This window comes from Pseudomonas sp. LH21, assembly GCF_036549575.1.
In the GTDB taxonomy this organism is placed as follows: Bacteria; Pseudomonadota; Gammaproteobacteria; order Pseudomonadales; family Pseudomonadaceae; genus Aquipseudomonas; species Aquipseudomonas peradeniyensis.
This window is the reverse complement of record NZ_CP144367.1, coordinates 561,812-573,972: the sequence shown is the minus strand read 5'-3', so window position 1 is coordinate 573,972 and position 12,161 is coordinate 561,812. Positions and strand designations below refer to the sequence as shown.

The 12,161-nt window shown below is 57.1% G+C and carries 24 protein-coding genes; all 24 read right to left on the bottom strand.

Annotation, left to right across the window (positions count from 1 at the left end; translation table 11 throughout):
- Positions 1-105: 105 nt before the first annotated feature.
- Complete coding sequence (rpmJ, locus tag VUG52_RS02795) at positions 106-222, bottom strand: 50S ribosomal protein L36 (RefSeq protein WP_011531897.1); 117 nt, start codon at positions 220-222, stop codon at positions 106-108.
- 30 nt (positions 223-252) lie between these two features.
- Entirely contained in the window at positions 253-1,584 is a 1,332-nt protein-coding gene (gene secY, locus VUG52_RS02790; RefSeq protein ID WP_003255459.1) for a preprotein translocase subunit SecY, read from the bottom strand.
- Positions 1,585-2,019 (bottom strand): 50S ribosomal protein L15, encoded by a 435-nt coding sequence (gene rplO, locus VUG52_RS02785; RefSeq protein WP_011531896.1) that lies wholly within the window; start codon positions 2,017-2,019, stop codon positions 1,585-1,587. It lies immediately after the preceding gene.
- 3 nt (positions 2,020-2,022) lie between these two features.
- Positions 2,023-2,199: a 50S ribosomal protein L30 gene (gene rpmD, locus VUG52_RS02780; RefSeq protein ID WP_028690238.1), complete on the bottom strand. Its 177-nt coding sequence runs from the start codon at positions 2,197-2,199 to the stop codon at positions 2,023-2,025.
- A gap of 2 nt (positions 2,200-2,201) precedes the next feature.
- A complete protein-coding gene (gene rpsE / locus VUG52_RS02775; protein ID WP_011531894.1) occupies positions 2,202-2,702 on the bottom strand; it encodes a 30S ribosomal protein S5 in 501 nt (166 codons plus the stop codon).
- Between the two features lie 3 nt (positions 2,703-2,705).
- Positions 2,706-3,056: a 50S ribosomal protein L18 gene (gene rplR, locus VUG52_RS02770; RefSeq protein WP_011531893.1), complete on the bottom strand. Its 351-nt coding sequence runs from the start codon at positions 3,054-3,056 to the stop codon at positions 2,706-2,708.
- A 10-nt stretch (positions 3,057-3,066) separates the two neighbouring features.
- Positions 3,067-3,600 carry a 50S ribosomal protein L6 gene (gene rplF, locus VUG52_RS02765; RefSeq protein ID WP_028690237.1) on the bottom strand — a complete coding sequence of 178 codons (534 nt, stop codon included), beginning with the start codon at positions 3,598-3,600 and terminating at the stop codon, positions 3,067-3,069.
- A 12-nt stretch (positions 3,601-3,612) separates the two neighbouring features.
- Positions 3,613-4,005: a 30S ribosomal protein S8 gene (rpsH, locus tag VUG52_RS02760; RefSeq protein ID WP_028690236.1), complete on the bottom strand. Its 393-nt coding sequence runs from the start codon at positions 4,003-4,005 to the stop codon at positions 3,613-3,615.
- Between the two features lie 209 nt (positions 4,006-4,214).
- Positions 4,215-4,520 (bottom strand): 30S ribosomal protein S14, encoded by a 306-nt coding sequence (gene rpsN / locus VUG52_RS02755; RefSeq protein ID WP_331832390.1) that lies wholly within the window; start codon positions 4,518-4,520, stop codon positions 4,215-4,217.
- Between the two features lie 13 nt (positions 4,521-4,533).
- Complete coding sequence (gene rplE, locus VUG52_RS02750; RefSeq protein WP_012316517.1) at positions 4,534-5,073, bottom strand: 50S ribosomal protein L5; 540 nt, start codon at positions 5,071-5,073, stop codon at positions 4,534-4,536.
- A gap of 20 nt (positions 5,074-5,093) precedes the next feature.
- Positions 5,094-5,408 (bottom strand): 50S ribosomal protein L24, encoded by a 315-nt coding sequence (rplX, locus tag VUG52_RS02745; protein ID WP_016715319.1) that lies wholly within the window; start codon positions 5,406-5,408, stop codon positions 5,094-5,096.
- An 11-nt stretch (positions 5,409-5,419) separates the two neighbouring features.
- Positions 5,420-5,788 carry a 50S ribosomal protein L14 gene (gene rplN, locus VUG52_RS02740; protein WP_008089810.1) on the bottom strand — a complete coding sequence of 123 codons (369 nt, stop codon included), beginning with the start codon at positions 5,786-5,788 and terminating at the stop codon, positions 5,420-5,422.
- A 23-nt stretch (positions 5,789-5,811) separates the two neighbouring features.
- Positions 5,812-6,078, bottom strand: coding sequence for a 30S ribosomal protein S17 (gene rpsQ / locus VUG52_RS02735; protein ID WP_003255478.1), 267 nt, complete (start codon positions 6,076-6,078; stop codon positions 5,812-5,814).
- Positions 6,079-6,080: 2 nt separating this feature from the next.
- Positions 6,081-6,272 carry a 50S ribosomal protein L29 gene (gene rpmC / locus VUG52_RS02730; RefSeq protein ID WP_002555481.1) on the bottom strand — a complete coding sequence of 64 codons (192 nt, stop codon included), beginning with the start codon at positions 6,270-6,272 and terminating at the stop codon, positions 6,081-6,083.
- Entirely contained in the window at positions 6,272-6,685 is a 414-nt protein-coding gene (rplP, locus tag VUG52_RS02725) for a 50S ribosomal protein L16 (RefSeq protein ID WP_009397508.1), read from the bottom strand. The genes rpmC and rplP overlap by 1 nt, the downstream gene beginning before the upstream one ends.
- A gap of 12 nt (positions 6,686-6,697) precedes the next feature.
- Entirely contained in the window at positions 6,698-7,384 is a 687-nt protein-coding gene (gene rpsC, locus VUG52_RS02720; protein ID WP_011531889.1) for a 30S ribosomal protein S3, read from the bottom strand.
- Between the two features lie 13 nt (positions 7,385-7,397).
- Positions 7,398-7,730: a 50S ribosomal protein L22 gene (gene rplV / locus VUG52_RS02715; RefSeq protein ID WP_003103908.1), complete on the bottom strand. Its 333-nt coding sequence runs from the start codon at positions 7,728-7,730 to the stop codon at positions 7,398-7,400.
- An 11-nt stretch (positions 7,731-7,741) separates the two neighbouring features.
- Positions 7,742-8,017, bottom strand: coding sequence for a 30S ribosomal protein S19 (gene rpsS, locus VUG52_RS02710; protein WP_003255482.1), 276 nt, complete (start codon positions 8,015-8,017; stop codon positions 7,742-7,744).
- Positions 8,018-8,033: 16 nt separating this feature from the next.
- Positions 8,034-8,858, bottom strand: coding sequence for a 50S ribosomal protein L2 (gene rplB, locus VUG52_RS02705; RefSeq protein ID WP_027915105.1), 825 nt, complete (start codon positions 8,856-8,858; stop codon positions 8,034-8,036).
- Positions 8,859-8,872: 14 nt separating this feature from the next.
- Positions 8,873-9,172: a 50S ribosomal protein L23 gene (rplW, locus tag VUG52_RS02700; protein WP_003255484.1), complete on the bottom strand. Its 300-nt coding sequence runs from the start codon at positions 9,170-9,172 to the stop codon at positions 8,873-8,875.
- Entirely contained in the window at positions 9,169-9,771 is a 603-nt protein-coding gene (rplD, locus tag VUG52_RS02695; protein WP_008089819.1) for a 50S ribosomal protein L4, read from the bottom strand. The genes rplW and rplD overlap by 4 nt, the downstream gene beginning before the upstream one ends.
- A 12-nt stretch (positions 9,772-9,783) precedes the next feature.
- Positions 9,784-10,419, bottom strand: a complete 636-nt coding sequence (rplC, locus tag VUG52_RS02690; protein ID WP_011531887.1) for a 50S ribosomal protein L3 — start codon at positions 10,417-10,419, stop codon at positions 9,784-9,786.
- 80 nt (positions 10,420-10,499) lie between these two features.
- Entirely contained in the window at positions 10,500-10,811 is a 312-nt protein-coding gene (gene rpsJ, locus VUG52_RS02685; protein WP_003103876.1) for a 30S ribosomal protein S10, read from the bottom strand.
- 141 nt (positions 10,812-10,952) lie between these two features.
- Positions 10,953-12,146 (bottom strand): elongation factor Tu, encoded by a 1,194-nt coding sequence (gene tuf, locus VUG52_RS02680; protein ID WP_182323863.1) that lies wholly within the window; start codon positions 12,144-12,146, stop codon positions 10,953-10,955.
- Between the last annotated feature and the right edge of the window lie 15 nt (positions 12,147-12,161).

The following is a 12,161-nucleotide window of genomic DNA, read 5'->3' as shown; positions in this document are numbered from 1 at the left end:
CTACGCCCCGGAAGCCAAGAAATAGGGCGCGAGATAATATCGCTGTAGAAACGAATAATCAACCCAGCAGCACACTAGCTGCTGGGTTTGAAGCGCGGATCACACTCAGCCTTGGCGCTGCTTGTGACGCGGTTCCGCGCTGCAGATCACGCGCACGATACCTTCGCGACGAATGATCTTGCAGTTGCGGCACAGCTTTTTCACCGATGCACGAACTTTCATTACCGACTCCTCGAACCTTAAGGGGCTAAATCAGCGCAGCAGACCGCTGCCGCCGTAGCCTTTCAGGTTGGCTTTCTTCATCAGGGATTCGTACTGGTGCGAAACGAGGTGCGATTGTACTTGGGACATGAAGTCCATCACAACCACTACCACAATCAGCAACGAGGTCCCGCCAAGGTAGAACGGCACGTTTGCTGCCACCACCAGGAACTGGGGCAGAAGGCACACGGCCATCATGTAAAGAGCACCGAACATGGTCAGACGGGTCAGGACGCCATCAATGTAGCGCGCCGACTGCTCACCAGGACGGATACCCGGAATAAAGGCACCGGACTTCTTCAGGTTTTCCGCTACGTCTTTCGGGTTGAACATCAACGCTGTGTAGAAGAAGCAGAAGAAAATGATCCCTGCACTAAACAGCAGAATGTTCAACGGCTGACCAGGAGCGATCGACTGCGAGATGTCCTGCAGCCAGCCCATACCTTCGGACTGACCGAACCAGGCACCCAGCGAAGCCGGGAACAGCAAGATGCTGCTCGCGAAAATGGCCGGAATTACGCCCGCCATGTTCACCTTCAGCGGCAGGTGGCTGGTCTGCGCAGCGAAGACCTTGCGGCCCTGCTGACGCTTGGCGTAGTGAACGGCGATACGACGCTGACCACGCTCAATGAACACCACGAAGCCGATAATCGCTACTGCCAGCAAACCGATAGCGACCAGGGCGAAAATGTTGATATCGCCTGTGCGCGCAGACTCGAAAGACTGCCCGATTGCTCTCGGAAGACCGGCAACGATACCTGCGAAGATCAACATCGAGATACCGTTGCCCACACCGCGCTCGGTAATCTGCTCGCCGAGCCACATCATGAACATCGCGCCCGCCACGAAGGTGGAGACGGCGACGACATGGAAGCCCAGGCCCGCAGAAAACGCCACGCCCTGGTTGGCCAGGCCAATGGACATGCCAATGGCTTGAACCAGCGCCAGGATAACGGTGCCGTAGCGGGTGTACTGGCTGATCTTGCGACGGCCAGCTTCACCTTCCTTCTTCAACTGCTCCAGCTGCGGGCTGACAGCGGTCATGAGCTGCATGATGATCGATGCCGAGATGTACGGCATGATCCCCAGTGCAAAGATGCTCATGCGCTCCAGCGCGCCACCGGAAAACATGTTGAACAAGCTAAGAATGGTCCCCTCATTCTGCCGGAACAGATCCGCGAGACGGTCCGGGTTAATGCCTGGCACTGGGATGTGCGCGCCAATCCGATAGACGATGATCGCCATGAACAGAAAGCGCAGACGAGCCCAGAGTTCCGACATCCCGCCCTTACCGAGCGAAGAGAGAGCACCTTGCTTAGCCATTTATTCCTCGAACTTGCCGCCAGCTGCTTCGATAGCCGCACGTGCACCTTTGGTGACGGCGATACCCTTGAGGGTGACTGCGCGAGTGACTTCGCCCGACAGCATGATTTTCACGCGCTGTACGTGCTGGCCGATCACGTTGGCGTCCTTGAGGGACTGAACGGTGATCAGATCGCCTTCCACCTTGGCCAGCTCGGACAGACGCACTTCGGCGCGGTCCATGGCTTTCAGGGAAACGAAGCCGAACTTCGGCAGGCGACGGTGCAGCGGCTGTTGACCGCCTTCGAAGCCTGGAGCGATGGAGCCACCGGAGCGGGAGGTCTGACCTTTGTGACCACGGCCACCGGTCTTGCCCAGACCGCTACCGATACCACGGCCCGGACGGTGCTTCTCGCGACGGGAACCCGGCGCTGGACTCAGATCATTGAGTTTCATCGATTAACCCTCGACCTTCAGCATGTAGTAAGCCTTGTTGATCATCCCGCGGTTCTCGGGAGTATCCTGGACTTCTACAGTGTGACCGATGCGACGCAGACCCAGACCCTTAACGCACAGTTTGTGGTTAGGCAGACGGCCGGCGGTGCTTTTGATCAGCGTTACTTTTACGGTTGCCATGATCAGAAGATCTCCTCAACAGTCTTGCCGCGCTTGGCAGCAATGGACTCAGGGGATTGCATGGCTTTCAGACCCTTGAAGGTGGCGTGAACCACGTTCACCGGGTTGGTCGAGCCGTAGCACTTGGCCAGGACGTTCTGAACGCCAGCAACTTCCAGGACGGCACGCATTGCGCCACCGGCGATGATACCGGTACCTTCCGAGGCAGGCTGCATGTAGACCTTCGAGGCGCCGTGGGCGGCCTTGGTGGCGTACTGCAGGGTGGTGCCCTTCAGGTCAACCTGAATCATGTTGCGACGAGCAGCTTCCATGGCTTTCTGGATCGCGGCAGGTACTTCGCGCGATTTGCCACGGCCAAAGCCAACACGACCCTTGCCATCACCTACCACGGTCAGCGCGGTGAAAGTGAAGATACGGCCGCCTTTAACGGTTTTGGCTACGCGGTTAACTTGAACCAGCTTCTCGATGTAGCCTTCGTCGCGCTTTTGATCGTTATTTGCCATAACTTAGAACTCCAGCCCGCCTTCACGAGCAGCATCAGCCAGCGCCTTGACGCGGCCGTGGTACTTGAAGCCGGAACGGTCAAAGGCAACTTGAGATACACCGGCGGCTTTCGCACGCTCAGCTACCAGCTTGCCAACCTTAGTGGCCGCGTCGATGTTGCCGGTGGCGCCATCACGCAGTTCTTTGTCCAAGGTCGAGGCACTTGCCAGAACCTTGCTGCCGTCGGCCGAGATGACCTGGGCGTAGATGTGCTGCGAGGAGCGGAACACGCACAGACGCACGGCTTCGAGCTCGTGCATTTTCAGGCGTGCTTTGCGAGCGCGACGCAGTCGAGTAACTTTTTTGTCGGTCATTTGCTAGGCCCTACTTCTTCTTGGCTTCTTTACGACGGACTACTTCGTCCGCGTAACGCACACCCTTGCCCTTGTAAGGCTCTGGCGGACGGAAACCGCGGACTTCAGCGGCCACCTGACCCACCAGCTGCTTGTCGATACCCTTGATCAGGATGTCGGTCTGGCTTGGGGTTTCAGCGGTGATACCGGCTGGCAGTTCGTAATCCACTGGGTGCGAGAAGCCCAGGGCCAGGTTCAGGACGGTGCCCTTGGCCTGTGCCTTGTAACCAACACCGACCAGCTGGAGCTTGCGCTCGAAGCCTTGGCTTACGCCCTGGACCATGTTGTTGACCAGGGCGCGGGTGGTACCGGCCATGGCGCGAGCTTGCTGATCACCGTTGCGAGGTGCGAAACGCAGCTCACCAGCTTCTTCGGTAACTTCAACAGACGAGTGAACGTTCAGTTCGAGAGTGCCCTTGGCACCCTTCACCGAAAGCTGCTGGCCGGCGAATTTGACTTCGACGCCTGCTGGCAGCTTAACGGGGTTCTTAGCGACGCGAGACATGCCTATCTCCCCTTAGAACACTGTGCACAGAACTTCGCCGCCGACACCGGCAGCGCGCGCAGCGCGGTCAGTCATCACACCTTTGTTGGTGGAGACGATAGACACGCCCAGGCCGCCACGTACTTTCGGCAGCTCGGTAACGGCCTTGTACTGGCGCAGACCAGGACGGCTGGTACGCTTCAGCTCTTCGATGACCGGACGGCCTTCGAAGTACTTCAGCTCGATCGACAGGGAAGGCTTGGCTTCGCCGGTCACTTCGTAGCTGGCGATGTAGCCTTCGTCTTTCAGTACTTTGGCAACCGCGACCTTCAGGGTGGAAGAAGGCATGCTTACGACAGACTTTTCAGCCATCTGGGCATTACGGATGCGAGTTAGCATGTCCGCTAACGGGTCCTGCATACTCATGGGCTAGATGCTCCTGATACAAGAATTATTAGCCTTGCGGCTATCACAACCACCCGAGCAGGCAGGGCAAAAAACCCAGGCTCAGGTGAGCCGGTCATTCTAGACACAAGGCAGAAACGAAACAAGCCCCATATAGGGGCTTGTTTCGTTGCGAGGTCACCGGCGGTCGGAAGATCGCTCCCCTTGCGCCGGCGTCACGCCAACCGGGATTACCAGCTGGCCTTGACCAGACCTGGCACGTCACCGCGCATGGCGGCTTCGCGCAGCTTGTTACGGCCCAGGCCGAACTTAGGGTATACACCGTGCGGACGACCGGTCAGGCGGCAACGGTTACGCAGGCGCGAGGCGCTGGCGTCACGTGGTTGCTTCTGCAGGGCGACAACGGCAGCGAAACGCTCTTCAGGAGAGGCGTTCAGGTTGACGATGGTCGCTTTCAGCTCAGCGCGCTTCTTAGCGAACTTGGCTACCGTGAGCTGACGCTTCAGCTCGCGGTTCTTCATGCTCTTCTTGGCCATTTTCCTACTCCAATCAGTTGCGGAACGGGAACTTGAAAGCACGCAGCAGAGCGCGGCCTTCGTCGTCCGAACGAGCAGTGGTGGTCAGGGTGATGTCCAAACCGCGCAGAGCATCGATCTTGTCGTAATCGATTTCCGGGAAGATGATCTGCTCTTTCACGCCCATGCTGTAGTTGCCACGACCGTCGAAGGACTTGGCATTCAGGCCGCGGAAGTCGCGAACCCGTGGCAGGGAGATCGCCAGCAGGCGGTCCAGGAACTCGTACATCTTTTCGCGACGCAGGGTCACCTTGACACCGATCGGCCAGCCTTCACGGACTTTGAAGCCCGCGATGGATTTACGAGCGAAAGTCACGACCGGCTTTTGACCGGTGATCTTTTCCAGGTCGGCAACAGCGTGCTCGATGACTTTCTTGTCGCCGATCGCTTCGCCCAGACCCATGTTCAGGGTGATTTTGGTAACGCGCGGAACTTCCATCACGTTCGACAGCTTAAGTTCTTCCTTAAGCTTAGGAGCGATTTCGTTCCGGTAAATCTCTTTCAGTCGTGCCATGGTCTTCTACCTAGCAGTGTTCAAGCATCAACCGCTTTTTGGGTCGACTTGAAGACACGAATTTTTTTACCGTCTTCTACTTTGAAACCAACGCGGTCAGCCTTGTTGGTTTCGCCGTTGAAGATGGCGACGTTGGAAGCGTGCAGAGGCGCTTCTTTCTCGACGATACCGCCCTGGACGCCCGCCATCGGGTTAGGCTTGGTGTGGCGCTTGACCAGGTTGACACCACCGACGACCAGACGGTCGTCAGCGAGAACCTTCAGCACCTTACCGCGCTTACCTTTGTCTTTGCCGGCGATCACGATGATCTCGTCGTCACGACGAATCTTTTGCATGTCGGATCTCCTTAGAGCACTTCAGGGGCGAGCGAGACGATCTTCATGAACTTCTCGGTACGAAGTTCACGGGTCACTGGCCCGAAGATGCGAGTACCGATCGGCTCTTGCTTGGTGTTCAGCAGAACAGCAGCGTTGCCGTCGAAACGAATGATGGAACCGTCAGCGCGACGTACACCGTGACGGGTACGGACGACAACAGCGGTCATCACCTGGCCTTTCTTGACCTTACCGCGAGGAATTGCTTCCTTGACGGTAACTTTGATGATGTCACCGATACCGGCGTAACGACGGTGGGAACCGCCGAGCACCTTGATGCACATGACGCGACGAGCGCCGCTGTTATCGGCCACATCGAGCATGGATTGAGTCTGAATCATAAAATTTCTCCGACCCTTAGCCCTTAGACTTCAACAGCGCGTTCGAGGACTTCAACCAGTGCCCAGGACTTGGTCTTGGCCAGCGGACGGGTTTCACGGATGGAAACCTTGTCGCCGATCTTGCACTGGTTGGCTTCGTCGTGCGCGTGCAGCTTAGTCGAACGCTTAACGTATTTACCGTAGATCGGGTGCTTTACGCGACGCTCGATCAGAACGGTGATGGTCTTGTCCATTTTGTCGCTGACGACACGGCCAGTCAGCGTACGGACGGTTTTTTCAGCTTCAGCCATGATCACTTACCTGCCTGCTGGTTGAGCACAGTTTTCACGCGAGCGATGTCACGCTTAACTTGCGAGAGCAGGTGCGACTGCCCCAACTGGCCAGTTGCTTTCTGCATGCGCAGATTGAACTGGTCGCGCAGCAAGCCGAGCAGTTGCTCATTCAGTTGCTGTGCGGATTTTTCACGAAGTTCATTCGCTTTCATCACATCACCGTCCGCTTAACAAAGGAGGTGGCGAGAGGCAGCTTTGCAGCGGCCAGAGCGAAAGCTTCGCGCGCCAGCTCTTCAGAAACACCCTCGATCTCGTACAGGACTTTGCCTGGCTGAATCTGGGCAACCCAGTATTCCACGGAACCTTTACCTTTACCCATACGAACCTCGAGAGGCTTCTTGGTAACCGGCTTGTCCGGGAAGACACGGATCCAGATCTTGCCGCCACGTTTTACGTGACGGGTCAGGGCACGACGTGCCGACTCGATCTGGCGAGCGGTGAGACGACCGCGGGCGACAGCTTTCAGAGCGAACTCGCCGAAGCTGACCTTGCTACCGCGCAGTGCCAGACCACGGTTGTGGCCGGTCATCTGCTTGCGGAATTTTGTACGCTTTGGTTGCAACATTTGGCGTACCCCTTACTTAGCAGCTTTTTTACGAGGCGCTGGTGCTTGAGGCTTCAGCTCTTCCTGGCGACCACCAATTACTTCGCCTTTGAAGATCCAAACCTTCACACCGATCACACCGTAGGTGGTGTGAGCTTCGTAGGTGTTGTAGTCGATATCGGCACGCAGGGTGTGCAGAGGCACACGACCTTCGCGATACCACTCGGTACGTGCGATCTCGGCACCGCCGAGACGACCGCTCACCTGGATCTTGATGCCCTTGGCACCAATACGCATGGCGTTCTGTACGGCGCGCTTCATGGCGCGACGGAACATAACGCGGCGCTCCAGCTGCTGGGCAACGCTCTGAGCAACCAGCATAGCGTCGAGTTCCGGCTTGCGGATCTCTTCGATGTTGATGTGCACAGGCACACCCATCTGCTTGGTCAGGTCCTGACGCAGCTTCTCAACATCTTCACCTTTCTTGCCGATAACGATACCGGGACGAGCGGTGTGGATGGTGATGCGTGCAGTTTGAGCCGGACGATGAATATCGATACGGCTTACGGACGCGCTTTTTAGTTTGTCCTGGAGGTACTCGCGAGTTTGCAGATCCTTCAGCAGGTAATCTGCGTAAGTCGCGCCGTCTGCGTACCAGACGGAGGTGTGCTCCTTGACGATTCCCAGGCGAATGCCAGTGGGATGTACTTTCTGACCCATCTGATCGACTCCGTTACTTGTCCGCAACCTTGACAGTGATATGGCAAGACCGCTTGACGATGCGATCAGCACGGCCTTTGGCACGTGGCATGATGCGCTTCAGCGAACGCCCTTCGTTGACGAAGACGGTGGAGACCTTCAGGTCATCAACGTCTGCGCCTTCGTTGTGTTCGGCGTTGGCAACGGCCGACTCGAGGACTTTCTTCATGATTTCAGCGGCTTTTTTGCTGCTGAAGGCCAACAGGTTGAGCGCTTCGCCCACCTTCTTCCCGCGGATCTGGTCGGCGACCAAGCGGGCTTTCTGGGCGGAGATGCGAGCGCCCGATAACTTAGCGGCTACTTCCATTTCCTTACCCCTTAACGCTTGGCTTTCTTGTCAGCCACGTGCCCGCGGTAGGTGCGGGTACCGGCGAACTCGCCCAGTTTGTGGCCGACCATGTCTTCGTTCACGAGAACTGGGACGTGTTGGCGACCGTTGTGTACCGCGATGGTCAGACCGACCATTTGTGGCAGGATCATCGAACGGCGCGACCAGGTTTTAACTGGCTTGCGATCGTTCTTCTCCACCGCCACTTCGACCTTCTTCAACAGGTGAAGATCGATAAAAGGACCTTTTTTCAGAGAACGTGGCACTGTCGTATCCCTCTAGTTACTTGCGACGACGGACGATCATGTTGTCGGTACGCTTATTACCACGGGTTTTAGCACCCTTGGTTGGGAAGCCCCATGGCGATACCGGATGACGACCACCGGAGGTACGACCTTCACCACCACCATGCGGGTGGTCAACCGGGTTCATGGCAACACCACGAACGGTTGGGCGAACGCCGCGCCAGCGTTTGGCACCAGCTTTACCCAGCGAACGCAGGCTGTGCTCGGAGTTCGAGACTTCGCCCAGGGTCGCACGGCACTCAGCCAGGACTTTACGCATTTCACCAGAGCGCAGACGCAGGGTCACGTAGACACCTTCGCGAGCGATCAGCTGAGCCGAAGCACCAGCGGAACGAGCGATCTGAGCACCTTTACCCGGCTTCAGTTCGATGCCGTGAATGGTGCTACCTACTGGGATGTTGCGCAGCTGCAGGGAGTTACCGGCCTTGATTGGGGCCAGGGCACCTGCGATCAGCTGGTCGCCAGCGCTCACGCCTTTAGGGGCGATGATGTAGCGACGCTCGCCGTCTGCGTAGCACAGCAGGGCGATGTGAGCAGTACGGTTCGGGTCGTATTCGATACGCTCGACAGTGGCTGGAATGCCATCTTTGTCGTTGCGACGGAAGTCAACCAGACGGTAATGCTGCTTATGACCACCACCAACGTGACGAGTGGTGATGCGGCCATTGTTGTTACGACCACCAGACTTCGATTTCTTCTCGAGCAGCGGTGCGTGAGGAGCGCCTTTGTGCAGCTCCTTGTTGACCACCTTGACCACGAAACGGCGGCCAGGGGAAGTCGGTTTGCATTTAACGATTGCCATGATGCACCCCTTCCTTACTCAGCACTGCTGCTGAAATCGAGATCTTGGCCTGGCTGAAGGGAGACGATCGCCTTCTTCCAGTCATTACGCTTGCCCAGACCACGTGCGGTACGCTTGGTTTTACCCAGAACGTTGACAGTCGACACGTTTTCAACTTTTACGTTGAACAGGCCTTCGACAGCTTTCTTGATTTCCAGCTTGGTTGCATCGGTAGCAACCTTGAATACGAACTGGCCTTTTTTCTCAGCCAGAACGGTAGCCTTCTCGGAAACGTGCGGGCCAAGGAGGACTTTGAATACGCGTTCCTGGTTCATCCCAGCAGCTCCTCGAATTTCTTCACGGCCGAGACAGTGATCAACACTTTCTCGTATGCGATCAGACTGACCGGGTCGGAACCTTGAACGTCACGTACGTCGACGTGCGGCAGGTTACGAGCAGCCAGGTACAGGTTCTGATCAACAGCGTCGGAAACGATCAGAACGTCGTTCAGACCCATGCCGTTCAGCTTGTTCAGCAGATCTTTGGTTTTCGGCGCTTCAACAGCGAAGTCCTGAACCACGACCAGACGGTCGCTACGCACCAGCTCAGCGAGGATGGAGCGCAGGGCTGCGCGGTACATCTTCTTGTTGAGCTTCTGCGAGTGATCTTGAGGACGAGCTGCGAAGGTTACACCACCGCCACGCCAGATCGGACCACGGGTAGTACCGGCACGAGCACGGCCAGTACCTTTCTGACGCCATGGGCGCTTACCGCCACCGGCCACGTCAGAACGGGTCTTCTGCTGCTTGGTGCCCTGACGGCCGCCGGCCATGTAGGCCACGACTGCTTGGTGTACCAGCGTCTCGTTGAATTCGCCACCGAAGGTCAGTTCGGAAACTTCGATCGCCTGAGCGTCATTTACATTAAGTTGCATGTCAGTTTCCCCTTAACCGCGAGCCTTGACAGCCGGACGCACGACCACGTCGCCGCCAGTAGCGCCTGGGACGGCACCCTTGATCAGCAGCAGGTTGCGTTCAGCGTCTACGCGTACTACTTCCAGGGACTGAACAGTCACGCGCTCGGCGCCCATGTGACCGGACATTTTCTTGCCCTTGAATACACGACCAGGAGTCTGGCACTGGCCGATGGAGCCAGGGACACGGTGCGATACGGAGTTACCGTGGGTGTTGTCCTGACCACGGAAGTTCCAACGCTTGATGGTACCGGCGAAGCCTTTACCTTTGGACTGACCGGTTACGTCTACCAGCTGGCCTGCAGTGAAGAGTTCAGCTTTGATCAGATCGCCAGCCTGGAAATCGCCTTCTTCAAGACGGAACTCCCAGACACCGCGACCAGCGGCAACGTTAGCCTTGGCGAAGTGGCCTGCCTGAGCGGCAGTCACACGCGAAGCACGACGCTCGCCGACAGTGACTTGCACTGCACGGTAGCCATCGGTTTCTTCAGTTTTGAACTGGGTGACGCGATTCGGCTCGATCTCGATGACCGTGACCGGAATGGAGACACCTTCTTCGGTGAAAATACGGGTCATGCCCGCTTTTCGACCGACTACACCAATAGTCATGTTGTAAACCTCATGAGTGTACGGGGCTTTCACCCGCTATGGCCGCCCATTTCAGAGCGTTACACGACCAGACCGAAGTCTTAGCCGAGGCTGATCTGCACTTCCACGCCTGCCGCGAGATCAAGCTTCATCAGCGCATCAACGGTTTTATCCGTTGGCTGGACGATGTCCAGAACGCGCTTATGAGTGCGAATCTCGTACTGATCACGCGCGTCTTTGTTGACGTGCGGGGAGATCAGAACGGTGAAACGCTCTTTGCGGGTTGGCAGTGGAATTGGACCACGCACTTGTGCACCAGTACGTTTCGCGGTTTCCACGATTTCCTGGGTGGATTGGTCGATCAGGCGATGGTCGAAAGCCTTCAACCTGATACGGATTTGCTGATTTTGCATTGGATTTCAGACTCCAGGCTGTTCCCATCGGGCGCACTACGCCCGTTAAAAGGAGGCGTGATTCTATAGACGCCCCAATTTAGTGTCAACCCAATAAAAAAAACCCCCGCTGAGCGGGGGTTTTTTCAACCGATCGAGTGATTACTCGATGATTTTGGCCACGACGCCGGCGCCGACGGTACGACCGCCTTCACGGATGGCGAAGCGCAGACCGTCTTCCATTGCGATGGTCTTGATCAGGGTGACAGTCATCTGGATGTTGTCACCTGGCATTACCATCTCAACGCCTTCCGGCAGTTCGCAGTTACCGGTCACGTCAGTGGTACGGAAGTAGAACTGAGGACGGTAGCCTTTGAAGAACGGAGTGTGACGGCCGCCTTCTTCCTTCGACAGGACGTAGACTTCTGCGGTGAACTTGGTGTGCGGCTTGACCGAACCTGGCTTGACCAGAACCTGGCCACGCTCAACGTCGTCACGCTTGGTACCACGCAGCAGGACGCCGCAGTTCTCGCCAGCACGACCTTCGTCCAGCAGCTTGCGGAACATCTCAACGCCGGTGCAGGTGGTGGTGGTGGTGTCACGCAGACCAACGATTTCCAGCGGATCCTGAACGCGGACGATACCACGCTCGATACGGCCGGTAACAACGGTACCACGACCCGAGATCGAGAATACGTCTTCGATCGGCATCAGGAACGGCTGGTCGATGGCACGAACTGGCTCAGGGATGTAGGCATCCAGAGTTTCAACCAGCTTCTTGACAGCGCTGGTACCCATTTCGTTGTCGTCTTTGCCTTCCAGGGCCATACGAGCCGAACCGATGATGATCGGAGTGTCGTCGCCTGGGAAGTCGTAGGTGGACAGCAGGTCGCGAACTTCCATCTCGACCAGTTCCAGCAGCTCGGCGTCGTCTACCAGGTCAGCCTTGTTCAGGAAGACCACGATGTACGGAACGCCAACCTGACGGGACAGCAGGATGTGCTCACGGGTTTGTGGCATCGGACCATCGGCGGCCGAGCAAACCAGGATCGCGCCGTCCATCTGGGCAGCACCAGTGATCATGTTCTTCACGTAGTCAGCGTGACCTGGGCAGTCAACGTGAGCGTAGTGACGAATGTTCGAGTTGTACTCGACGTGAGCGGTGTTGATGGTGATACCGCGCGCTTTTTCTTCCGGAGCCGAGTCGATCTTGTCGAACTCAACGACGGCCGAACCGAAAACTTCGGAGCAGACGCGAGTCAGAGCTGCGGTCAGAGTGGTCTTACCGTGGTCAACGTGGCCGATGGTGCCGACGTTAACGTGGGGAAGGGAACGATCAAATTTTTCTTTAGCCACGACAGTGAACCTCTT